The following is a 23171-nucleotide window of genomic DNA, read 5'->3' as shown; positions in this document are numbered from 1 at the left end:
CCCGGTACGGCCCGCTCCGAACGTAGGCCTCCGCGCGCTCCCGCCGACAGCTCGGAAGCATCACGACCGCACGACGAAACGTGTACGGCCCCCGGAACCGCGAAGGTTCCGGGGGCCGGGGGGGGCCGTGTTCGTGCACGTCCCCTGCCGCGGCGGCCCCCGACCCCACGGGTCGGGGTGGATGCCGGGAGACCGGCCGCGGAGTTCTACGGGGCGGGGTCAGCCCAGGCGCTGGACCAGGGCCCGGTACTCGTCCCACAGTCCCTTGGGCGTGTGGTCGCCGAAGGTGTTGAGGTGCTCGGGGACCAGGGCCGCCTCCTCGCGCCAGACCTCCTTGTCCACGGTGAGCAGGAAGTCGAGGTCGGAGTCGGACAGGTCCAGGCCCTCGGTGTCGAGGGAGCCCTTGGCCGGCAGGACGCCGATCGGGGTCTCGACGCCCTCGGCCTTCCCCTCCAGGCGCTCGACGATCCACTTCAGGACGCGGCTGTTCTCACCGAAGCCGGGCCAGACGAACCGGCCGGCGTCGTCCTTGCGGAACCAGTTGACGTAGTAGATCTTCGGCAGCTTGGACTGGTCCTTGTCGGCACCGACCTTCAGCCAGTGGTCCATGTAGTCGCCCATGTTGTAGCCGCAGAACGGCAGCATGGCGAAGGGGTCGCGGCGCAGCTCGCCGACCTTGCCCTCGGCGGCGGCGGTCTTCTCGGAGGCGACGTTGGCGCCGAGGAAGACACCGTGCTGCCAGGTGAAGGACTCGGTGACCAGCGGGACGGCCGAGGCGCGGCGGCCGCCGAAGAGGATGGCCGAGATCGGCACGCCCTTCGGGTCCTCCCACTCGGGGGCGATGATCGGGCACTGCCCGGCCGGGACGGTGAAGCGGGCGTTGGGGTGGGCGGCGGGCGTCCCGGACTCGGGGGTCCAGTCGTTGCCCTTCCAGTCCGTGAGGTGGGCGGGCGGCTCCTCGGTCATGCCCTCCCACCAGACGTCGCCGTCGTCGGTGAGCGCGACGTTCGTGAAGACGGAGTTGCCCCACATGGTCTTCATGGCGTTGGCGTTGGTGTGCTCGCCGGTGCCGGGCGCGACACCGAAGAAGCCCGCCTCGGGGTTGATCGCGTACAGCCGGCCGTCCTCGCCGAACCGCATCCAGGCGATGTCGTCGCCGATGGTCTCCACGGTCCAGCCGGGGATCGTGGGCTCCAGCATGGCGAGGTTGGTCTTGCCGCAGGCGCTCGGGAACGCGGCCGCGACGTACTTGGACTCGCCGCGCGGCGGGGTGAGCTTGAGGATCAGCATGTGCTCGGCGAGCCAGCCCTCGTCGCGCGCCATGACGGAGGCGATGCGGAGCGCGTAGCACTTCTTGCCGAGCAGGGCGTTGCCGCCGTAGCCGGAGCCGTAGGACCAGATCTCGCGGTCCTCGGGGAAGTGCGAGATGTACTTGGTCTCGTTGCAGGGCCAGGGGACGTCCTCCTGGCCCTCGGCCAGCGGGGCGCCGAGGGTGTGGACGGCCTTGACGAAGAAGCCGTCGGAGCCCAGCTCGTCCAGGACGGCCTGACCCATACGCGTCATGGTGCGCATCGAGACGGCGACGTAGGCGGAGTCGGTGATCTCGACGCCGATCGCGGAGAGCGGCGAGCCGACGGGGCCCATGCAGAAGGGCACGACGTACATGGTGCGGCCGCGCATGGAGCCGCGGAAGACGCCCTTCTCACCGGTGAAGATCTCCCGCATCTCGGCGGGGTCCTTCCAGTGGTTCGTCGGACCGGCGTCCTCCTCCTCGGCGGAGCAGATGAACGTACGGGTCTCGACGCGGGCGACGTCGCTCGGGTCGGAGGCGGCGTAGTAGGAGTTCGGGCGCTTGATCTCGTCGAGCTTGGTGAACGTGCCCTTGGCGACGAGCTCCCCGCACAGGCGCTCGTACTCGGCTTCCGAACCGTCGCACCAGACCACGCGGTCCGGCTCGGTCAGGGCTGCGATCTCGTCGACCCAGGAGACCAGCTCCCGGTGGTTGGTGGGGACAGTGAGGGGAGCCGCGATGTCGCGCGCCACGATCGCTCCTTGATGAGGGTGTCTGTCTGGTTGGCCCCGTGGGGGCTGCGGCCCGGATGCTTCTACCCCTTCGAACCCTCCGGCGCTCATCCGGTGCCGACCGCACTCATTTGATCATCCGACCGTTCCGCCCATATGTCCAGGGGGCCGCCCACGTGAGCATCACCACTCATATCCGCTACCTACGGAGGCGTAGATACGATGCGGGGATGACTGCCGCCACCGCCGCGACTCCGCCCGCCGCCGGGACCGACGCCCTCCCGTTGAAGCCACGCCTGCGCGGCTGGCTGCACGCCGGCATGTTCCCGGCGGTGCTGATCTCCGGGATCGCGCTGGTCGCGCTCGCGGACAGCACGCGCGGCCGGGTCGCCTGCGGGATCTACGTGCTCACCGCGTGCCTGCTGTTCGGTGTGAGCGCGCTGTACCACCGGGGCACGTGGGGGCCGCGCGGCGAGGCGGTGCTGCGCCGGCTCGACCACGCGAACATCTTCCTGATCATCGCGGGCACGTACACCCCGCTGACCCTGCTCCTGCTGCCGGAGTCCACCGGGACACCGCTGCTGTGGGCGGTCTGGGCGGCGGCGGTGGCCGGGATCGCCTTCCGGGTCTTCTGGGTCGGCGCCCCGCGCTGGCTCTACACCCCGTGCTACATCGCGATGGGCTGGGCGGCGGTCTTCTTCCTGCCGGACTTCATGCGCACCGGCGGCATCGCCGTGCTGGTGCTGGTCATAGTCGGCGGGGTGCTCTACAGCGCGGGCGGGGTCATCTACGGCATCAAGCGGCCGAACCCGTCACCGCGCTGGTTCGGCTTCCACGAGGTCTTCCACTCGCTGACGCTCGCCGCGTTCGTCGTGCACTACGTCGGCATCTCGCTGGTGGCGTACAACCACACCTGACCTCCCCCCTTCCCGATCAGGGCCGCGGCTTCCGAGCCGCGGCCCTTTTCCGTGCCCGGACACCGACACATTGACACCCTCTCCATTTTGAGAGTTACTGCCACTTGACTGCAACTCTCAAAACAGAACGGGGTGGACGTACGGTGACTCGACGGTGGTGGGCTCTGGGAGCCCTCGTGGCGAGCATGCTCGTCCTCGGCTTCGACATGACGATCCTCAATGTGGCGCTGCCGACGCTCGCGGGCGATCTCGGCGCCACGACGGGCGAACAGCAGTGGATGGCCGACGCCTATGTGGTGGTGTTCGCCGCCCTGATGCTCCCGGCGGGGCTGCTCGGCGACCGCTTCGGCCGCCGCCGGATGCTGATCTGCGGACTCGCCGTCTTCCTGGCCGGCAGCCTCGTCGGCGTCCTGGCGGACGGGGTGCCCGCCGTCGTGGCGGCGCGCTGCGTCATGGGCGCCGGAGCCGCGTTCGTCATGCCGCTGGCCCTGTCCGTCCTGCCCTCGCTCTTCGGCGAACCGGAGGACCGGATCAAGGCCGTCGGCATCGTCTCGGCCGCCTCCGCGATCGGGATGCCGCTCGGCCCGGTCGTCGGCGGCTGGCTGCTCGACCACTTCTGGTGGGGCTCGGTCTTCCTGGTCAACGTGCCGATGGTCGCGCTCGGGATCGCCGCCTGCGTCTTCCTGCTCCCCGAGACCAGCGACCCGGCGGCACCCCGCGTCGACCCGGTCTCCACCGCGCTCACCGCGACGGGCCTCGGCGCCCTGATCTACGCGATCATCGAGGCCCCGGGCCGGGGCTGGGGCGACCCGCTGGTCCTCGCCACGGCGGCGGCCGGCGCGGTGCTGCTCGGCTGCCTGGTCGTACGCGAGCGCGGCACCGCGGTGCCCATGCTCGACCTGGGACTGCTGCGGCAGCGGACGTTCCTGCTGAGCACGCTCGCCGCGACCCTGGTGATGTTCGTGCTCGCCGGGCTGATGTTCGTCCTGCCCGGCTATCTCCAGGCCGTCCTCGGTCACGACGCGTTCGGCACCGGTCTGCGGATCCTGCCGCTGATGGGCGGCCTGGTGCTCACCGCCAAGGCCGGCGCACCGGTCACCGCCCGGTTCGGGGCCCGCGCCACCGTCGCCGCCGGGCTCGCCGTCCTCGCCTTCGCCGCGCTGCTCGGCAGCCGTACGACCGTCGACAGCGGATACGGTTTCACCGCCCTGTGGCTCTCCGTCGCCGGGATCGGCTTCGGCTTCGCGGTCGTCCCCTCGATGGACGCGGCGCTCGGCGCCCTGCCCGCGGACCGGGCGGGCCGGGGCTCGGGCCTGCTGATGACCGTCCGCCAGACCGGCAGCGCCCTCGGCATCGCCCTGCTGGGCAGCGTGCTCGCGGCGGCCTACGGGAACCGGCTCGACACCACCGGAGTGCCGGCCGCCGCCGCGGACACCGCGGGGGACTCCGTCGTCGCCGCCCACGCCGTCGCCGCCCGGCTCGGCGCGCAGCGGCTCGCGGACTCCGCCGACGCGGCGTACCTGCACGGGATGAGCCTGGTCCTCGTCGTCGTCGCGGCCACCGCCCTGGCCGGTGCGCTGCTGGTCGGGGCGTTCCTGCCCCCGGCGGACCGGCCGGCCGGCCGCACCGCCGACGTGGCCGGGGCACCGGTCGATGCCTGACAATGGCGCCCATGGCCGCCTCCTCCCGTACCCCCTCCTTCACCGCAGCCGGGGCACAGCCCCCGATGGGCCTGCGTGAGCGCAAGAAGCTCAAGACCCGCGTCGCGATCCGTCGGGCCACGTACCGGCTGATCGAGGCGCAGGGGTACGAGGCGACGACGATCGAGCAGATCGCGGAGGCGGCGGAGGTCTCGCCGAGCACCGTGTTCCGCTACTTCGCGACCAAGGAGGACATCGTCCTCACCGACGAGTACGACCCGGTCATGGAGGCCGTGCTCCGGAGCCGTCCGGCGGACGAACCGCCGCTGGAGTCGCTGCGGCTGATGATGCGCGAGGCGCTGGGGCAGTTCGTCACCTCGGAGGACGAGGAACTGCGCCGGCGCACCCGGCTGATGGTCGAGATCCCCTCCATCCGGGCCCGGATGACGGAGACCATGTCGGACACGGCGAGGATGCTCGCCCGGGTGCTCGCCGACCGCACCGGCCGCGACGCGGACGACCTGCGCGTCCGGATCTTCGTCGCGGCGGTGCTGAGCGCGCTGCGGGAGGTCACGCTGTACTGGGGCGAGCACGGCCAGCAGGGCGATCTGCTGGCGATGATCGACGAGGCGCTGGACGCCCTGGGCAACGGCCTGCGCCTCTGACACCCGCAAGGGCGCGCTCCCTCCTTCACCGACCGCCCAGCGCGCGGGCCAGCACCTCCGGGTCGGTGGTCGGCGCCTCGCAGACGAAGTGCCGGCAGACGTACGCGGTCGGCGCACCGCCCGTCATGGGCCGGTCGGCGAGCAACGGGAACTCCGCCCCGGCGGTCTCCCCCGCCGCGACGACCGCCCCGGGCGCCGTCCCGGTCAGTGCCGTACGGTGCAGCTCGCCGCCCACCGGCCCGGCGACGGCCACCTCGCGCGGTCCGTCGAGCAGCGCCTCGGCGACCGCGAGCCCCCAGGCGATGAACCGGGGCGCGCGCGGCCCGAGCGCCTTGACGACGCCCAACGCGCCCTCGGCGGCGGTCCGGTGGGGTTCGGATCCGGTGTACGCGGCGTACGAGAGCAGCGCACCGGCCGCCGCCGTCCAGCCGGCCGGGGTGGCACTGTCCGTGGGGTCCTGCGGGCGGCGGATCAGCTGCTCGGCGTCGTCCGCGGTGTCGTACAACTGACCCCCGTCGCCCCGGAAGTGCTGGAGCACGATGTCCAGCAGGAACCCGGCGAACTCCAGCCAGGCCCCCTCCCCGGTGACCGACGCCAGGGCGAGGAAGCCCTCCGCGACATCGCCGTAGTCCTCCAGGACACCGGCGTGCTCCCCGGCGCGGCCGTCCTTGGAGGTGCGCACCAGCCGGGCGACGGGGCCCATGTGGAGCCGGACCAGCAGGTCGGCGGCCTCCGTGGCGCGCTCGATCAGATCGGGCCGGTCGAAGTAGGCCCCCGTCTCGGCGAGCGCCGCGATCGCCAGCCCGTTCCAGGCCGCGACGATCTTGTCGTCCCGGCCGGGCCGCGCCCGCCGGTCCCGGGCGGCGAGCAGCCGGGCCCGCACATCGGCGGCCCGCTCCGCGTCGACCACCCCGGTCGGCATGAGCCGCAGCACGGAGGCGCCCTCCTCGAAGGTCCCCTCCTCCGTCACCCCGAAGTACGCCGCCGCGAACGCCGCGTCCTCCTCCCCCAGCACCTCGCGCAGCTGGGCCGGCGTCCACACGTAGTACGCCCCCTCGACGTGCCGCCCCTCCCCGTCCTCGCTGTCCGCGTCCAGCGCGGAGGCGAAGCCGCCCTCCGCGGTGCGCAGCTCCCGCACCATGAAGTCGGCCGTCTCCAGCGCCACCCGCCGGGCGGACTCCGACCCCGTCGACCGCCAGAGGTGCGCGTACGCGCGGCAGAGCAGCGCGTTGTCGTACAGCATCTTCTCGAAGTGCGGCACGATCCACTCGCGGTCCACCGAGTACCGCGCGAACCCTCCGCCCAGCTGGTCGTACAACCCGCCGCGCGCCATGGCCTCGCAGGTGTCGGCCGCCATCTGCAGCGCACCCTCGGCCCCCGTGCGCGCATGGTGCCGCAGCAGGAACTCGACCACCATCGCCGGCGGGAACTTCGGCGCCCCACCGAATCCCCCGTACGTCGCGTCGTACTCCCGCGTCAGCCCCAGCAGCGCCTGCGCCAGCTCCGGCTCCCCCGGCACCCCGTCGCCCCCGTGCGCGAGACTCCGCTCGGACAGATCCCGCACGATCCGCCCGGCCACCTCCCCGACCTCCTCCCGCCGCTCCGTCCAGGCCCCGGCCACCCCTTCGAGCACCTCCCGGAACGACGGCATCCCGTGCCGCGACTCCGGCGGAAAATACGTCCCGAAGTAGAACGGCTCCGCCCCCGGCGTCAGAAACACCGTCATCGGCCATCCCCCCTGCCCCGTCGCCGCCTGCACCGCCTCCATGTACACCGCGTCCACATCCGGCCGCTCCTCGCGGTCGACCTTCACGTTCACGAAGTGCGCGTTCATGTACGCGGCCGTCGCCTCGTCCTCGAACGACTCGTGCGCCATGACGTGGCACCAGTGGCAGGCGGAGTACCCGACACTCAGCAGCACCGGCACATCCCGCCGCTCGGCCTCCGCGAAGGCCTCGGGTGACCACTCCCACCAGTCGACGGGGTTGTCCGCGTGCTGAAGCAGGTACGGGGAGGTGGACTGCGCAAGTCGGTTCGCCATGCCCCCATCCTCACGCACCCACGCCCGGGACACTCGCGCGCCACGGGTGGGCACGTGAGAGGGCAGGTGGGAGGAGCCGGGCCGCGGATGCCGGGCATCGCGGCATCGACGGTCAGCAGGCCGGCCTGGGCAGCACCTGAACTGCTGAGGCTCCTCGAAGGAGGTACACCATGGAAGGCCCCCCGCCATGTCGGCCTCGGAGTACGGGGAGCACCGCAAGCCCTCAACCCCTCACAAACCCTCCCCCTGTAATAGACAATGTATTACACTGAGGTCATGAAGCCCTCCCGCTCCGGAACCACCGAGAACATCTCGGTGTCCATGCCCGCCGAGCTGGTCAGCGAGCTCCGCTCCCGAACCGGCCGCCGCGGGCTGTCCGGCTACATCACCGAAGCCGTCAGGCACCAGCTCGCCATGGACGGACTCGCCGACATCGTGGCGTCCCACGAGGAAGAGCACGGAGCGCTCACAGAGCAGGAGATCGAAGCCGCACGTCGCGAGTTGTTCGGAGACGTGAACGTCGAGGATGTCGAGCGGGGCGCCGCGTGAAGGAGCAGCCGGCCCGCGCGCTGGTGCTCGACTCCGAGGCGCTCTCCCTGCTCCTGCGCAACGACCGCAGGATGGCGGCTCGCATCGAGGTATCCCGGCAGGCCGGGGTTCCCGTCCTGGTGTCTGCGTTGACCATCGTTGAAGCAGCACAAAGGAAGACCGATCTTGCACGGCTGAAGTGGCTGCTGTCCCGACTGCAAGTGGAGCCGGTCAGTCAAGAGGATTCCCTCACTGCAGTGGCGCTGCTCCGGGACGCCGGCGGGCTGCACGGTCACAAGTACGCCATCGACGCCCTCGTCGCCGCGCTCGCGCTCCGCGCCCCGGCCCCCGTAATCGTCCTGACCTCCGACCGTGACGACTGGTCGAAGCTCTGCGGGAAGCGCGTGATCATCAGAGACGTGTAAGCACCACCGACCACTGGGGCCACGAGTTCATTGGCACCAGTGACGCGCGGAGTACCCCACGCTCAGCAGCACCGGCACGTTCCGCCGATCGGCCTCCGCGAAGGCCTTGGGTGACCACTCCCACCAGCCCACGAGATTGTCAGCCTGCTGAAGGCACGGGGAGGTGGACTGCGCAAGTCGGTTCGCCATGCCCCCATCCGCACGCACCCGCCGACGTGACACCCACGCGCCACGGGTGGGGGCACGGACGGACGGGGCGGACGTCGAACCGCTCAGGACTGTCACCTCTGATGTGCAGCTTCTGTGGACAGGCCAGTTCCGGCCAACCCGTTGCCGCCTTATTGTGCAAGTGACAGTAACGCGCCTACCTTGCAGAGCATGCACGATGACGCATGGTCACCACCGTCGGTCCTGCTGACGGTGGATCTAGTGATCCTGACGCTGCGGGAGAACCGGCTGCACGTCCTCCTGGTGGAGCGGGGCGAGGCCCCGTTCCGGGGCATGTTCGCCCTGCCCGGCGGGTTCCTGAATCACGACGGTGAGGAGATTCTGGATGCCGCTCATCGCGAGCTGAACGAAGAGACGGCGCTGGTATCCAGCTGGGTGCACCTTGAACAGCTGGGTGTGTACGGAGAGTCGGGCCGAGATCCCCGGGGGCGCGTCGTTTCCGTGGCGCACCTTGCGATCGCGCCGGAGCTTCCCGATCCGGTCGCGGGGACGGATGCCAGCGACGCGGCATGGGTTCCTGCGGAGGCCGTGCTGTCGGGCAGGACGGAGCTGGCCTTCGACCATCGCCGCATCGCCACGGACGGCATCGAACATGCCCGCACCAAGCTTGAGTTCTCATCGCTGGCCACGGCGTTCTGCGGCGAGGAGTTCACCATCGTTGAGCTGCAACAGGTGTACGAGGCCGTCTGGGGCACCGCACTCGACACCCGGAACTTCTACCGGAAGGTCCAGGCCGTGAAGGGATTCATCGTCCCTGCCGGCGCGGACCGCAGAACCACGGGTGGGCGCCCGGCCCGGCTGTACCGGGCCGGCCCGAGGACCGTGCTGTTCCCCCCGTTGATCCGCCCCGTGCCGTCGGCCACGGGAGAGAAGACGAAAGAGGAGGAGTAGATGTCGAAGGCTCCGGTGGTGATTCTCACCGCCCTCAATCTGGAGTACCAGGCCGTCCGTCAGAAGCTGACCGGTCCGCAGGTGCACCGCCACGAACGTGGAACGCGGTTCGAGGTGGGGACCGTGCACGGTACGTCGTGCCGTGTCGCGCTCGGTCTGACGAACAAGGGGAACCATTCCGCCGCCGTGATCGCCGAACGCGCGATCCAGGAGTTCTCACCGCTCGCCGTGCTGTTCGTCGGGGTCGCGGGCGCCTTGTGGGACGCCACGAGGCTGGGTGACGTGGTGGTGGCGTCCCATGTGTACGCGTACCACGGGGGTACCAGCGAGGACGACGGGCTCAAAGCACGGCCGCGGGTGTGGGAAGCACCGCACGGCATCAGCCAGATCGCCTCGCACGTGGCCCGGCTGAACGACTGGACCGACCCCGCGTCCGATCCCGAGGACACGCCGCAGGTGCGCTTCGGGGCGATCGCCGCCGGTGAGGTCGTCCAGAACTCAAGGATCTCGGCCGAAGCCCAGTGGATCCGGCAGCACTACAACGACGCCCTGGCCATCGAGATGGAGGCGGCCGGTGTGGCGCAGGCCGCCCATCTCAACGGGGCGCCGGTGGCCATCATCCGGGGTATCAGCGACCGTGCGGACGGGACGAAGAACAGCGCGGACGACCGCAGCCGGCAGCCGCAGGCCGCGGCGAACGCGGCGGCGTTCGCCGCACGGCTGGCAGTGGAGCTGGCGGGGGAACAGGAGGAACGTGCCGCGCACCGGGACGAGAAGGCCCACGCGGACGACCGGTCCGGGCGGCACGTGAGCAATACCGCCCGGGGCAGCACCGTCGGCATCATGGCCGGCTCGGTCACGGGCAGCAGCGTCCACATGAGCACGGCCCCGCGGGCCTCCGGCCCCTTCGACCTGAAGGCGGAACTCGGTGGCCTCCACGAGAGTCTGGACCGGCACCGCGCCGCGGGGGACCTCGACGAGGACACGTTCCAGGAGGCCCTGACCGACCTGGACTCCGCACTCCGGTCGGCCGGGAGCGGTACTCCCGGTTCGTCGAAGCGCACGGTCATGATGCTCAGGAGGCTGCGGGGTCTGGTCGGGGAGTGCCCCGCGCTGGTGGCCGAGCTGGCCCCCCTGATCGCCGCCGCCGGTGACCGGGCATGAACGACGGCAATGGCGCTACGTACAACTCGGCCACGTACGGCTCCAACGTCGGAATCCAGGCCGATGCCGTGCACAATTCCAACGTCTACTTCGTTCACCCGGACGCCTCGCCCCACGAGAAGTACCGCGTGGGTGTGCGGCTGTTGGAGGACGGAGTTCCCAGTCGTGCACGCGAAATGATCAGCGACGCACTCGCTCACGACTACGACAGCGCGGAGGTCCGCTTCCACTGGGTGCTCTCCATGCTCAGCGCGCGCACTTACCACGACCTCAGCGCTGAGGAAATCAAGCGGCTGCATTACGTCTCCGGTCTCCTCCGGAACTACGCCCAGGACGAGTGGAAGGACGCGCTGCGCGTCACCTTCGACCTGCTGGCCGTCCTCAGCGCGCCGAGCGGGGAGACCGCTCCTGTACTGAAACAGCTGCACGACCTGCCGCCCCGTCAGCACGACGCGATCCTCCGCCACCTCGACCTCATGCTCACGGGCGGCCTGAAGGACGAACTCTGGGCGGAATCCCTGGAACGGGCCGCGGCAGAACGCTTCGACAACGACCGGGCCGGACGGACCTGGGCCTACTTCGAGCCCGACCCCATCGGAGCGCGGGCCGTACCACCCCGCCCGGTCAGTGCCGAGGCCGCCGCCGCGCGGGCGGCTCTTCCGGTCCGTGTGGCCTTGTTCGTGGTGGGCGGCGCGGCCCTCGGGGCTCTGGCACTGATCGCGGATCCCCTGCGGGCGGTTGTGGCGCTGCTCGTGGCACTCGGTGCAGGCGGTACCGCGGCCCGATGCGGCCTGCAGTGGTGGGGCCGGGACGACGGGCCGGGCCCCGCGGCCGGGGCGGGCGTCCCGCATCCGCGGCATCCCGCACCCGATGAGAACGGCTTCACCGGCAACGTCCGCCACGAGTTCGATCACTACTTCAGCGTCCGCACCCCGTACGGGTTCACCTCGGAAGAGTGGCTCGCGCACACCGCCGAGGTCCGGGCCGACCTCGCGGCCGAGATCGCGTACCTCTACCGGGAGAAACGGGTCCCCGTGAAACGGGTCACCTGGCTGATCCGGTACCTCGCCGAGGACGCGCGGAACCGTCACAACGAAGGCACCTTGTTCGACCAGCACCACCAGGGTCGGACATCGGCGGGGGTAAAGGTCCTGACCGTGGTGGCCCTCGCCGCTCTCGGTGGCACGGCGCTCTACACCTTCGGGACGGCCGCTTCGGGTGCCGCCCAGCCACGGGCTCTGTGGGCCTTCCTGGCCCTGCTCGGTACGGCCTGGTCGGGACAGGCGTCCGCGTTCCTGTGGCTGAAGGTCCGGCGTGAACGATACCGAGTGGCCCGGGAGACGCAGGAGTACGAGGATCAGCTGACCGCGCGGCAGGTCGCGCACGAACGCTGGAAGGCGCGCCTGGAGATGACGCGCCCCAGCGAGCTGGAAATGGAAACCTGGCTCACCTGCGACAAAACGCTGTTCGTCGACGAGGCGCTCCGGCACCACCGGCTCCGCTGGCGCGACCTGATCGCCTACACCATCCTGGTGGTCCCGGTCGCTCGCTCTCGAAGGGGGCGTGTCCGGGGCGGCCCGTGGCGGTACTCGCACTTCACCCTGCGCCTGTTCCTGTTCACCCGGGACGGCATCCGAGAGATCAGCTCGGACTTCACGTTCTCCGATTCGACGCGCAGGAACGAGCATCGGAGCAACTACCGCTACGACGCCTTGTCCTCCGTGCAAGTCACGGAGAACACCTCCGTCGGTTACGACCTGGAGCTCGTCCTCACCAATGGTCCGGCGCGTCAGATCCGTGTCAAGGATGCCGATACCCAGCAACTGGCCGCGGACGAGAACGCTCGGGAGATCTCCGAAATCAGCCTCGACTCGGCGGGGTTCACCCATACCTTCCGTCTCCTGGAAGGGGTCGCGGCGGACGGCAAGGGCTGGATCGAACGGCACAGCCCCGACACCCCGGCTCTCTTCCAGACCACCGGCTGATCCCGAGGCAGAGGGGCGAGCGGCTGTGACCTCCATGGACGATGTCACCGAGAGCAAGGTCCTGCTGGCCGAGTACGACCGTCTCAAGGAGGAACAGAAGACACGTATAGGGTTCCGCGACAACCTGCTCTACTTCACACTCGCCGCCGTCACAGCGGTCGTGGCGGTCACCGCTCAGAGCGGACAGTCCCGCGTGCTGCTCTCCGCCCCCGCGATCTGCCTGATCCTGGGCTGGACCTACCTGGTCAACGACGAGAAGATCTCCGCGATCGGCTCATACGTCCGCGACCGACTGGGACCACGCCTCGGGGAACTCGCCTCCGTCCACGGCACGGCCTTCGGCTGGGAGGTCTACCACCGCAACGTTGCGGGCCGCGCGCTGCGTAAACGTCTTCAGACGACGGTCGACCTGTTCACGTATCTGGTCCTGCCGATGGTCTGTACGACGGCGTTCTGGTGCTCCCCCACCGTTCAGCCCTTGCTCGTGCTGGTCTCAGCCGTACAGGCACTCGCCCTCGCCGTACTGGGCTGGCGGTTCCTGCGCCGTACGGAGGGGTAGCCCGGGTCCCGCGCTACCCCTCGCGCTCAACCGCTCCGCGTCCCGCCCCCCGCATCGAGCCGCGCAACCCGCCGCACCCCCGCCACCCTCCGGTACGACGCGTCCAGGAGTTCGGCGATCTCCTGCCAGTCGACCGCGTCGGGCGGGACGGTGCCGGCGGCGGTGAGGTCGAGGCCGATCCAGCCGGAGGGGGCGAGGTAGGCGGGGGTGAAGAAGCGGGGGTCCTCGGTGAGCGCGGGGCGGTCGGTCTCGTCGGGGAGGACGAGGAGGGCCTGGTCGTAGCGGGTGCGGGTGGCGGCGGTTCCCTTGGTGCTGCCGCCGTACCAGGCGAAGTACTTGCCGGCGCGGAAGCCGGGGCGGCCGTGGGCGATCTGCTCCTCCGCGTCGGGGAGGACGAGGGCCAGCCGGCGCAGGCGGACCAGGTAGGGGTCGTCGTCGTCGAACATCAGCGGATGCGGCACGGGGCTCCCTGCGCGTCGGCCGGTCGGTTGATGGCGGCATCGTGCCACGGGCGGGGACGTCCGGCGGAGAGGGGCCGGTACGGGGCGGGCCGTCCCACCCTCGGAACTGCGAGGTGCCGCGGTCCGCGCCCCTCCCCCAGCATGTGTTCCGGCGTGCCCGGCGCATCCGGGACGGTGCTCCTCGTCGGCGGGGGCCGGCGGTGAGCGAGCGGAGGACCAGGGGGAGATCATGCTTCATCGCACGTACGGGCGGACACGGCCCGGGTGGGCGGGGCGGCTGCGGGCCGTGCTCGTCGCGGGGCTGGCGACGGCCGGGCTGGTGGCCGGTTCCGTGACGGCCTCGGCCACGGCACCCGCACCCGCACCCGCACCCGCCGAGGGCGCGACGGGAACGAGGGCCGCCGCCGAACCGGCGTTCCAGATGCCGTTTCCGTGTGGGACCCGGTGGCAGCTGAACACGTACGGCTCCGCGCACAGTCCGGCCCTGGACATCGTCGTGGAGAACAACACCGGGTCCGACGGCAGGCCGGTGCTGGCCTCGGCGGCGGGGACGGTGTCCGCCACGTACGTGGACAACGGGTCCGGGAACACCATCCAGATCAGCCACGGCAACGGCTGGTTCACCGCGTACTACCACCTGAAGGACGCGCCCGACGCGTATGTGCGCAAGGGGCAGGCGGTGACCGCGTCCACGCAGATCGCGCGCATCGGCACGACGGGGGCGTCCGACTGGGCGCATCTGCACTACGAGCAGCGCTATCTGGAGTCGGGGGACTTCACCGACGAACGGCACCGGGTGCCGGTGAGCTTCGACGGGGTGCGGTACTCGGGCATCAACCAGGAGTGGGCGGCCGTCACCAGCAGGAACTGCTCGGGGACGCCGGCCTGGCAGAACTGCCCGGCGGGGTACGTGTGCTTCTACTCGGGGGCGAACGGCACGGGTTCGGTCTGCCGGTCGGAGAGGGACGAGCCCAGCAGCACCTGCGGGCTGCGTAAGTCGTACTACAACAACGGTAATCCCCAACCGGGTTATGACCACGTTCAGGTGAACTTCGCCGAGGGCGGCGGGCAGTGCCTCCACGTCGGCTGGGACGAGGGGCGCGGGAACTTCGCGTCCGGCGGGCGGACGATCAGCGGTTTCCGCTGGCGGGGGGAGTGCTGACCGCGTGACGGATCGGTGAGGCCGGGTCCGGGGCGGTCGCGCGGCGTGCGGCCGCGGTCCGGTCCCGGCCTGCGCGTCATGCGGATATTTATCGGCGTTTCCTATCCTCTGGGCGCACCTCGGGGGAAGGAATCAGTCCATGTACACCATCGTCGTGGTACCCGGGCCCGGTATGGATCCCCGCGGAAAGGTCCATCTGGCACCGGGGGAAAGTCTCCGTTTCGGCCGGGCCGCACTGTACGCGGACACGGACACGGAAACGGACGCGGGCACGGGCACGGGCACGGGCACGGGTACGGGTACGGGTACGGGCACCGGCCTCTCCCCCGTCCTGGCCATTCCGCATGACGGCGTCTCGCGCGCGGCCGGCGAGATCCACGCGTCCGGCACCTTCTGGTCGCTCAGCAACCTGAGCCGTACGGCCACCTACGCGGTCGAGAACCCGGAGGGTGCCGGGGAGCACATCAAGGTGGGGCCCGGACGGCTGGCCGCCCCGGTGGCGTTCGAGTTCTCCCGGGTGGTCCTGCCCGCCGGGAGCGAGCTGCTGAGCTTCGACGTGTGGGCGCCCCGGCACGACTACGCCGAACCGGAGGACGGTTCCGGCCCCGTTGGACCGCCGGGCGGCCGGGCCGGGGAGCCGACCGCGGCGGCCTTTCCCCTGGACCGTTCCAAGCGGTACTTCACCGTGCTGACCGCGCTGTGCGAGCCCCGGCTGCGCGGCGAACCGTACGCCCCGCTGCCGACCGTGGAGCAGGTCGTCGAGCGGTTGCGGCCGGGGTGGCCGGCGGCCACCCGGGCGGCCGTGCAGTGGAACATCGACTATCTGGCGGTGAAGCTGCGGCTGAAACCGGGGCCGGACACCTGTGAGCCGGGCCCGCGTCTCAACGGCAAGAAGGAGACGCTCGTCGCCCTCGCGCTCCGCTTCGACCTGGTGCGCGAGGACGATCTCGCCGTCCTGGCGCTCCCGGCGGCGGGACCGGAGCGGTGACCGGGCGGCGGCCCGGGGAGCCGTACAGCGTGGCGTCCGTCCCGGCCGGCTACCGGGTCGGGCCGTGGATCGTCGAAAGCCCCCTGGGCGCGGGGGCGTTCGGCCATGTGTACGCGGCCAGGCACCGGGATCCGGCGTCCCGGCCGGCGCGTGCCGCGCTGAAGTTCCTGCCGACCGGCACGCACACCCCGCGCCAGCTGCGCCATCTGCGGGAGCTGGCCGAGCGCGAGGTGGCCCTGCTGAGCCGGCTGCGCTCGCCCCGGCTGATCCGGATGCACGACGCGCTGACGGTCGACGCGGCCGACCATCCGGAGCTGGACGGCGCGACCGTCCTCGTCCTGGAGGAGGCGCGGGGCTCCCTGGACACCCTGCTCGCGAAGGAGACCGCGCCCGCCGGCGGGCCGGCGCTGCTCGCGCAGATCTGCGAGGGGCTGGAGCAGTTGCACGGCGCGGGCTGGGTGCACGGGGACCTCAAACCGGGCAATGTGCTGCTGATGGCGGACGGCACGGCCCGGCTCGGCGACTTCAACACGGCCGCCGAACTGGACGGGACGCACGCCTACTCCCCCGCCTTCGCCACGGCCGACTACACCCCGCCCGAACTGCTCTGGTCCGAGATCGGTGAGCGCGGTATGCGGATCCGGCCGACGGCGGACGTCTGGGCCTTCGGGGTGCTGGCCCATCTGGTGCTGACCGGCTCCTTCCCGCTGCCCGGCGGGACCCCGGCCGCCCGCCGCGACGCGGTGGCGCGCTACGCGCGGGGCGCCGAGGAGCTGCGCCTGTCGCCCGCGCTGCGGGGGCCGTGGCGGGAGATCGTGCGCGACTGCCTCAGCCGTACGCACGAGGAGCGCGCCCGGCACGACGCGGCGTCCCTGCTGCGGCGGGCCTCGGACGCGGCGGCGGGGCGGGTGGCGCGCCCCGGCCGCAGGCGCCGCCCGCTGCTCGCGGCGGCCGCCGGGGTGCTGGCCCTGGCTGCGGGGCTGGGGACGTGGATCGTGCTGGACGAGGGGCCGTCCGTGCGGCAGCGCACCGGCGCGGGGCCCGCCGCGGAATCGCGACCCGGCGCGGGGCCCGCCGCGGAGTCGCGGCCCGGAGCGGCACGCACCGCCACCGGCTACGAGCGCTGCGCCCCGGAGTCCGTCTGCTTCTTCGCCGAGGCGGAGGGGCGGGGCGCGATGTGCTCCTGGATCGGCGACGACCCCGACTGGTCGGACGGCGAGAACGACTGTTCCTGGGCCTCCGGGCGGCCACCGCGCTCGATCTTCAACAACGGGGTGCCCGATCCCAAGGGCTTCGTCGACGTCGCGTACTTCGCGGAGGCGGGCCTGAACCGGCGGCTCGGCTGCGTGCGGCGCGGCGAACGGCACGACCTCGCCCCGTCCTCGCCCGTCCGCTCCCACACCTGGGCGAAGAGCTGCTCCCTCTGAGAACGTGCCGTTCCCGAACCGGCCTCCCCGTCTCCGTACGGAAATGACCGGCATGCCGCGGGAGTTACGGGGAAGTCTCACGTTCCAGACGATTCGGCGGGGCCGCCCTCGCGCGCGCCCGCCCGGCCCGTCGCGCTCCCCCGCGCCCGCGCACGGCACCCGGGGGCCCGGCGCCCGCGGACACCGCCGGCCGTCGTCGTATCCGGAGGGGGACACACATGCGGGACAGCCACCGCGCGGAAGTCGAACGGCTGTTGGCTCGGGCCGTGGAGGAAGAGGTGCGCCGCTCCGGCGGCCGGGCGGACGCGGCGACGCTGATGTCGCGCGGCCGGGGCGCGCTCGACGCCCTGGCGGACGGGGCGGCCGAGGAGTACGCGGTGTACACCGCCGCGCTCGACGCGGCGGCGGCCGGGGAACGGCCCCTGGCGCACCGGCTCAACCGGGCCACGCTGAGCACCCCGCTGCTGGTCACCGGGGTGGCCGCGGTGGCCGCGTTCGGCGCCGACGTGGTGCTCGGCACGGCGGCGGGTCCGGCGCTCGGCGCGGGGGCCGTCGTGGCGGTCGCGGGCGCGGCGACCACCGTGGCGAAGGTGACCGCCTCGCACTGGCCGGCCGCGCACCGAAGGGCCGGTGCGGCCGGCCAGCCGGGCGGCACCGAGCAGTTGCGGCTCCAGTGGCTGACGGCGCTGGAGGTGCGGGGCATCCGGCCCTTCCTCGACCAGCAGCGGATGCTGCTCGCCTCCTCGCGTACGCCCGCGAAGGCGAAGAAGGCCGCCGCCCGGACGGCCCCGCTGCGCGGGCAGGACCGCAGCGCGGCCGCGCGCACCCGGTCGCTCCTGGAGCAGTCCTTCGGCCATCTGCCTTCCGCGGACGGGGTGTTCGCGGGGCGGCGGACGGAGCTGGGGCAGATCGGGCAGTGGGTGCGGGAGGGCCGCGCCTCGACGGAGACGAAGCCGACGGTCGTGGTGCTGTACGGGCCGCCGGGCTCCGGGCGCACCACGCTGGCCGTGCGGGCGGCGCACGCGCTGAAGGACCAGTTCAGGGGCGCCTGTGTGGTGGATCTGCGGGGCGGTGCGGACGGGGAGCCGCCGCTGCCGACCCGGGACGCGCTGCTGCATCTGCTGAACCGGCTGGGCGCGCCGCGCGAGCAGTTGCTGTTCCGGGACGGCGCCTCGGCCGAGCAGCAGGTGCGCCGGCTGGGCGAGTTGTACCACCAGCATCTGACGGGCACCCCGGTGGCCGTCGTCCTGGACGACGCGAGCGACGCGGAGCAGGTGCGCACGCTGATCCCGGAGCGTTCGGACAGCCTGGTCCTGGTCACCGCGCGCGAGCGGCTGGACCTGCCGGAGTCCGTTCCGGCCCGGGTGCACCAGCTGGCGGTCGGGGCGCTGGACGCGGCGGGCGCGGAGGAGTTGCTGCGCGCGGTGTCGCGGGAGGAGGCGGGGGCACCGTACGACTACCCGTCCAGTGAGGCGATCGCCGAGCTGTGCGGCGGGCTGCCGCTGGCGCTGCGCGTCGCGGGGTCGGCGCTGGGGGCGCGCACACCGGGCGCGCTGGCCGCGGATCTCGCCGCGTACGGACCGGTGGAGCCGGTGGAGCGGGCGCTCTGGCTGCGCTACACGGACCAGTCCGGGCAGGGGCGCCGGCTGCTGCGCCGGCTGGCGCTGGCCGGGCGGGCCAGTCTGGGCGCGGCGGCGGCTGCGGCGCTGCTGGCGGCGGACGAGCAGGAGGCGGAGCGGCTGCTGACGGGGCTGGCGGAGGCCGGTCTGCTGGACCGGGTGCGCGGTTCGCGCTACCGGCTGCACGCTCTCGTGCGGGGCTTCGCGCTGGCCCGGCTGCACGACGAGGAGGAGGCCGCGGAGCGTACGGCGGCGCAGGAGCGGCTGATCGCGAACTACGCGGAGCTGGCGGGCGCGGTGATCCGGATGGTGGACGGCAAGATGTCCACGCGGGCCGGGCAGTTCGGTTCGTACGGCTTCCCTTCGCTGGACGCGGCGCTGCGCTGGCTGGACGACGAGTCGAGCTTCATCACCTCCGCGCTCCGGCACAGCGAGGGCGTCGACCAGGGCGCGGTGCTGGAGCTGCTGGGCGCGCTGTGCGACTACTGCCTGCTGCGCGGCGATCTGTACCGGCTCGGTGAGATAAGCGAGCTGACCCAGGCGGTGGACCAGGGGCTGCTGGAGCGTTCGGTGCAGTGGCGGACCGGGATCGCGGCGCGTCAGCTCGGCGAGCTGGACAAGGCGCGGACCACGCTGGCGTCGGTGGTCGGCCTGTACCGGGAGGCGCACCACGACGCGGGGACGGCGCTGGCGCTGTGCTCGCTGGGGATCACCCTGCACCACCAGGGCAATCTGGTGGAGGCCTCGGCGCGGTTGCGCGAGGCGATCGGGCTGCAGGCCCCGGACGCGCAGGCGGCGGACCGGGCGTGGTCGCTGCACGCGCTGGGCGCGGTGGAGCGCGACCGGGCGAATCTGGCGGAGGCGCTGGAGCTGCTGGACACGGCGCTGGTGCTGCACCGCGAGGGCGAGTCGCTGCACGGCGAGGCATGGACCCAGTTCCAGCTGGGGCAGGTGCGGTTGCGGACGGGTGAGGTGGCGCCGGCGGAGACGGCGCTGCGCAGAGCGATGGATCTGTACGGGCAGACGCGCGACGAGCGCGGTGAGGCGTGGGCGCTGACGCAACTGGCGCGGGCCCGGCTGGTGGACGGCGATCCGGCGCCCGCGGTGGAGGGGCTGAACGCGGCGCTGGCCCGGCACCGCGACAACGAGGACGCGCGGGGCGAGGCATGGACGCTGTACTACCTGGGCCAGGCACTGGAGGAGAGCGGCGACGGCGATCAGGCGGTGCGCCATCTGGAGCGGGCCCGGACGATGTTCTCGCGGATGCGGGACGTGTACGGGCTGGCGTGCGCCCGGCACCACTCGGGGCGGGTGACCCGCGATCAGCGGGCCGCGCAGACGGGGAACCTGCGCAATTCCGGTTTCGCCCGTCAACTGCTGGTGGACGCCCGCAACGACTTCCGGCGGATCGGGGTGGCGCACGGGGAGGCGTGGACCTGCCTGGAGCTGGCGCTGATCGACGCGGGCAACCAGCGGGCGCCGCAGGCGCTGGAGCTGTGCGGGGAGGCGGTGGAGCTGTTCACGTCGTACGGGGACGCGCGGGGTGCGGACTGGGCGCGGTTCCTGCGCTGCACGCTGCTGCCGTACGCCTCGCCGGGCGGGACCGAGGTGGGGTCGGTGGTGGCGCAGCAGGAGCTGGCGGAGCTGGCCGCGGCCGGGCATCCGACCCGGGACGCGAAGCTGGCGGACTGCGCGGAGACCTTCCGGGTGGTGCTGAACCGGGGCGTGGACCTGGAGGACGGCTGGCAGGCGTGGCGGCTGGGGCTGACGCCGGCCCGCCATGCCCGCGAGGTGATGGGGGTGGCGGTCCCGGGCTCCCGGTAGGCGCCCGGGGGACCGCGTCGTACTGCGGTCCCCCGGTCCGGGACGGCGCTTGTGCACAGAAAATGAATGCGCTTACATGAAGGGAGGAATGTCCGACCCGCCGCGCCCCGACGCGGTGGGACACATGAGGGAACCCGGATGCGGCGCACGTACGAAGACCAGGTCGAGGCCCTTCTGGGCCGGATGACGACCGCCGAGAAGTTCGGCCAGCTCCAGCAGCTGACCTGGACCGGCGACACCGGGCCGGGCGGCGGCCAGACCGCGCTCACGGAGGCCGCGGCGCGGGCCGGGCTGCTGGGTTCGGTGCTGAACATCCACGGCGCGGAGCACACCAACGCGCTCCAGCGGATGGCGGTCGAGGAGTCCCGGCTCGGCATTCCGCTGCTGTTCGGCCTGGACGTCATCCACGGCTTCTGGACCACCTTCCCGATCCCGCTGGCCCAGGCCGCGAGCTTCGACCCGGCGGTCGCCGAGTCCGACGCCGAGGTCTCGGCGCGGGAGACCCGGACCAACGGCGTCCACTGGACCTTCTCGCCGATGATGGACGTCACCCACGAGCCCCGCTGGGGCCGCATCGCCGAGAGCAGCGGCGAGGACCCGTATCTGAACGCCGTGCTGGCGGTCGCCCGGGTCCGCGGCTACCAGGGCCCGGCCGACGGTTCCGGACTGGCCTCCAAGGACCGGGTCGCCGCCTGCGCCAAGCACTTCGTCGCGTACGGAGGGGCCGAGGGCGGCCGCGACTACAACACCGTCGACGTCTCCGAGCAGCGGCTGCGCAACCTCTACCTGCCGCCGTTCAAGGCCGCGCTGGACGCGGGCGTCGCCACCGTCATGGCCGCCTTCAACACGGTCAGCGGCGTCCCCGCGCACGCCAACGCCCACACGATGAACCGGATCCTCAAGGAGGAGTGGGGCTTCGGCGGCTTCGTGGTCAGCGACTACACGGGCGTCGAGGAGCTGATCGCGCACGGTTTCGCCGAGGACGGCCCGGACGCGGCGCGGCTCGCGCTCAACGCCGGGCTCGACATGGAGATGGTCTCCACCCGCCTCGCCGACCACGGCGAGGAGCTGCTGGCCGCCGGGCGCGTCGAGATGAGCCGGCTGGACGACGCGGTGGCCCGGATCCTGCGGCTGAAGTTCGCGCTGGGCCTCTTCGACCGGCCGTACGCCGACGAGTCCGCGGCCGTCACCGGCCCGACCGACGAGGCGCGCGAAGCGGCCCGTACGGCCGGTGCCCGCTCGATGGTGCTGCTCCGCAACGAGGACGCCGTGCTGCCGCTGTCCCCGGACGCCTCCCGGATCGCCGTCGTCGGCCCGCTGGCGGACTCCGCCGATCTGCACGGCACCTGGGCGGGCCCCGGCGGCACCCGCTTCCCCTCGGTCACCGTCCTGGACGCGGTGCGCGAGGCCGCCGCCGGGACGGTCGTCGCCCCGGCCGGTCCGGGCGTCGCGGAGGCGGTCGCCGCCGTGGAGTCGGCCGAGGTCGCCGTGGTCGTCGTCGGCGAGGAGCCCGCGCTGAGCGGCGAGGCCGCGGTGCGCAGCGCCATCGGTCTGCCGGACGGGCAGGAGGAGCTGATCGCGGCCGTCGCCGCGACGGGCAGGCCGTTCGCGGTGGTCCTGCTGAACGGGCGGCCCCTGACGATCGGCGGCTGGCTGGAGTCGGCGCCCGCCGTGCTGGAGGCCTGGCACCCGGGGATCGAGGCCGGTCACGCGGTGGCCGACGTGCTCTTCGGCACGGTCGCCCCGGGCGGCAAGCTCCCGGTGTCCTTCCCGCGCGACGTGGGCCAGATCCCCGTCTACTACAACCGCGAGTCCACCGGCCGCCCCTACCGCCCGGCCGTTCCGGACGAGAAGTACGTCTCCAAGTACCTCGACCTGGAGGACGGTCCGCTGTTCCCGTTCGGGTTCGGGCTGGGCTACACGACCTTCGCCACGGACGGGCCCCGGCTGGACCGCGAGGAGGTCACGGTGGCGGAGCTGGAGCGCGGCGCGGCCGTCGAGGTCTCGGTGGACGTCGAGAACACCGGCGCGCGGACCGGCGACGAGGTGGTCCAGCTCTACGTCCACGACGTGGCGGCGAGCATCGCGCAGCCGGTGCGGCGGCTGCGCGGTTTCGCCCGGGTGACGCTGGAGCCGGGGGCGCGCACCACGGTGACGTTCCGGCTGGACGCGGAGGACCTGGGCTTCTGGACGAACGACCCGGCGGGCACGTTCACCGTCGAGCCGGGCCGGATCGACGTCTACGCGGGCACCAGCTCCGCGGCGAGCGCGTACCGCACGCTGACCGTGCGCTGAGCGCGCGGCACGACGCACTGAGGGGCGGTACCGGCGGGTCCGGTACCGCCCACGGGCGCGCCGTCACACCGGCCGGGCCGGCGGCTACGAGCGCTTCGCGGAACCCGCGGAGTCCGCGGTCTCCTTGGCGCCGGAGGACGCCGCCGGCTCCTCGGGCGTCTCCTCGAAGTCGACCTTGCCCATGTGCCGGTTCATGGACTTCATCAGCGCCCACACGCCCACCGCGAGCGCGGCGAAGACGAGGAAGCCGAGGACCCCGGGGGTCACCTTGTTCTTGTCCAGTTCCTCGGCGAGCGGGACAAGGTGCGGCAGTGCCTGAGTCGCGTACAT

At 72.2% G+C, this 23171-nt stretch carries 18 protein-coding genes and 1 pseudogene; 14 read left to right on the top strand and 5 right to left on the bottom strand.

What is annotated here, in order from left to right; genetic code table 11:
• Window positions 1–219: 219 nt before the first annotated feature.
• Window positions 220–2043, bottom strand: coding sequence for a phosphoenolpyruvate carboxykinase (GTP) (locus ACFVDM_RS35035; protein WP_383650275.1), 1824 nt, complete (start codon window positions 2041–2043; stop codon window positions 220–222).
• A gap of 209 nt (window positions 2044–2252) precedes the next feature.
• On the opposite strand from ACFVDM_RS35035, the gene ACFVDM_RS35030 reads away from it, so the two are divergent.
• From ACFVDM_RS35030 to ACFVDM_RS35020, 3 genes are all read left to right on the top strand, one after another.
• Window positions 2253–2939 carry a hemolysin III family protein gene (locus tag ACFVDM_RS35030; RefSeq protein ID WP_383650273.1) on the top strand — a complete coding sequence of 229 codons (687 nt, stop codon included), beginning with the start codon at window positions 2253–2255 and terminating at the stop codon, window positions 2937–2939.
• A 143-nt stretch (window positions 2940–3082) separates the two neighbouring features.
• A complete protein-coding gene (locus ACFVDM_RS35025; protein ID WP_383650271.1) occupies window positions 3083–4600 on the top strand; it encodes an MFS transporter in 1518 nt (505 codons plus the stop codon).
• Window positions 4601–4611: 11 nt separating this feature from the next.
• Window positions 4612–5244, top strand: a complete 633-nt coding sequence (locus ACFVDM_RS35020) for a TetR family transcriptional regulator (RefSeq protein ID WP_383650269.1) — start codon at window positions 4612–4614, stop codon at window positions 5242–5244.
• 25 nt (window positions 5245–5269) lie between these two features.
• Here ACFVDM_RS35020 and ACFVDM_RS35015 read toward each other — a convergent pair whose 3' ends face one another.
• Window positions 5270–7285 carry a thioredoxin domain-containing protein gene (locus ACFVDM_RS35015; RefSeq protein WP_383650267.1) on the bottom strand — a complete coding sequence of 672 codons (2016 nt, stop codon included), beginning with the start codon at window positions 7283–7285 and terminating at the stop codon, window positions 5270–5272.
• A 276-nt stretch (window positions 7286–7561) separates the two neighbouring features.
• Between ACFVDM_RS35015 and ACFVDM_RS35010 the strand changes: the two genes are divergently transcribed.
• Together ACFVDM_RS35010 and ACFVDM_RS35005 are read left to right on the top strand one after the other, a co-directional pair.
• Window positions 7562–7834: a hypothetical protein gene (locus ACFVDM_RS35010; protein ID WP_383650265.1), complete on the top strand. Its 273-nt coding sequence runs from the start codon at window positions 7562–7564 to the stop codon at window positions 7832–7834.
• Window positions 7831–8238, top strand: coding sequence for a PIN domain-containing protein (locus tag ACFVDM_RS35005; protein ID WP_383650263.1), 408 nt, complete (start codon window positions 7831–7833; stop codon window positions 8236–8238). The genes ACFVDM_RS35010 and ACFVDM_RS35005 overlap by 4 nt, the downstream gene beginning before the upstream one ends.
• 33 nt (window positions 8239–8271) lie before the next feature.
• On the opposite strand, the pseudogene ACFVDM_RS35000 reads toward ACFVDM_RS35005, so the two are convergent.
• Window positions 8272–8427, bottom strand: a pseudogene (locus ACFVDM_RS35000) (DUF255 domain-containing protein); the annotation flags it as partial.
• 189 nt (window positions 8428–8616) lie between these two features.
• Here ACFVDM_RS35000 and ACFVDM_RS34995 point away from each other — a divergent pair.
• Genes ACFVDM_RS34995 through ACFVDM_RS34980 form a run of 4 tightly spaced genes read left to right on the top strand, consistent with a single transcriptional unit; the run spans window position 8617 to window position 13065 of the window.
• On the top strand, window positions 8617–9357 hold the full coding sequence (locus ACFVDM_RS34995; protein WP_383650261.1) for an NUDIX domain-containing protein: 741 nt from the start codon (window positions 8617–8619) through the stop codon (window positions 9355–9357).
• Window positions 9358–10521: a purine phosphorylase gene (locus ACFVDM_RS34990; RefSeq protein WP_383650259.1), complete on the top strand. Its 1164-nt coding sequence runs from the start codon at window positions 9358–9360 to the stop codon at window positions 10519–10521.
• Window positions 10518–12506: a hypothetical protein gene (locus ACFVDM_RS34985; protein WP_383650257.1), complete on the top strand. Its 1989-nt coding sequence runs from the start codon at window positions 10518–10520 to the stop codon at window positions 12504–12506. Before ACFVDM_RS34990 ends, ACFVDM_RS34985 begins: the two co-directional genes overlap by 4 nt.
• A gap of 34 nt (window positions 12507–12540) precedes the next feature.
• Entirely contained in the window at window positions 12541–13065 is a 525-nt protein-coding gene (locus ACFVDM_RS34980; protein ID WP_383650486.1) for a hypothetical protein, read from the top strand.
• Window positions 13066–13091: 26 nt separating this feature from the next.
• Here the strand turns inward: ACFVDM_RS34980 and ACFVDM_RS34975 are convergent, their stop codons facing one another.
• Window positions 13092–13526 (bottom strand): MmcQ/YjbR family DNA-binding protein, encoded by a 435-nt coding sequence (locus ACFVDM_RS34975; protein ID WP_383650255.1) that lies wholly within the window; start codon window positions 13524–13526, stop codon window positions 13092–13094.
• 229 nt (window positions 13527–13755) lie between these two features.
• Here ACFVDM_RS34975 and ACFVDM_RS34970 point away from each other — a divergent pair, with 229 nt between their 5' ends.
• The 5 genes from ACFVDM_RS34970 to ACFVDM_RS34950 all read left to right on the top strand — a co-directional run bounded on the left by ACFVDM_RS34970 (window position 13756) and on the right by ACFVDM_RS34950 (window position 22841).
• Entirely contained in the window at window positions 13756–14688 is a 933-nt protein-coding gene (locus ACFVDM_RS34970; RefSeq protein ID WP_383650253.1) for a peptidoglycan DD-metalloendopeptidase family protein, read from the top strand.
• A gap of 139 nt (window positions 14689–14827) precedes the next feature.
• Entirely contained in the window at window positions 14828–15676 is an 849-nt protein-coding gene (locus ACFVDM_RS34965) for an FHA domain-containing protein (protein ID WP_383650251.1), read from the top strand.
• 29 nt (window positions 15677–15705) lie between these two features.
• Entirely contained in the window at window positions 15706–17103 is a 1398-nt protein-coding gene (locus tag ACFVDM_RS34960; RefSeq protein WP_383650249.1) for a protein kinase, read from the top strand.
• 218 nt (window positions 17104–17321) lie between these two features.
• Window positions 17322–20546, top strand: a complete 3225-nt coding sequence (locus ACFVDM_RS34955; protein WP_383650248.1) for a tetratricopeptide repeat protein — start codon at window positions 17322–17324, stop codon at window positions 20544–20546.
• 138 nt (window positions 20547–20684) lie between these two features.
• The gene (locus tag ACFVDM_RS34950) at window positions 20685–22841 is read left to right on the top strand and encodes a glycoside hydrolase family 3 N-terminal domain-containing protein (protein WP_383650246.1); all 2157 of its coding nucleotides are present in this window, start codon (window positions 20685–20687) and stop codon (window positions 22839–22841) included.
• 84 nt (window positions 22842–22925) lie between these two features.
• On the opposite strand, the gene ACFVDM_RS34945 is transcribed toward ACFVDM_RS34950, so the two are convergent.
• Window positions 22926–23171: a hypothetical protein gene (locus ACFVDM_RS34945; protein ID WP_383650244.1), complete on the bottom strand. Its 246-nt coding sequence runs from the start codon at window positions 23169–23171 to the stop codon at window positions 22926–22928.

Source organism: Streptomyces sp. NPDC057682 (genome assembly GCF_042799575.1).
In the GTDB taxonomy this organism is placed as follows: Bacteria; Actinomycetota; Actinomycetes; order Streptomycetales; family Streptomycetaceae; genus Streptomyces.
Note: the sequence above shows the minus strand (reverse complement) of the source record. Positions and strands in the feature narration are given on the sequence as shown.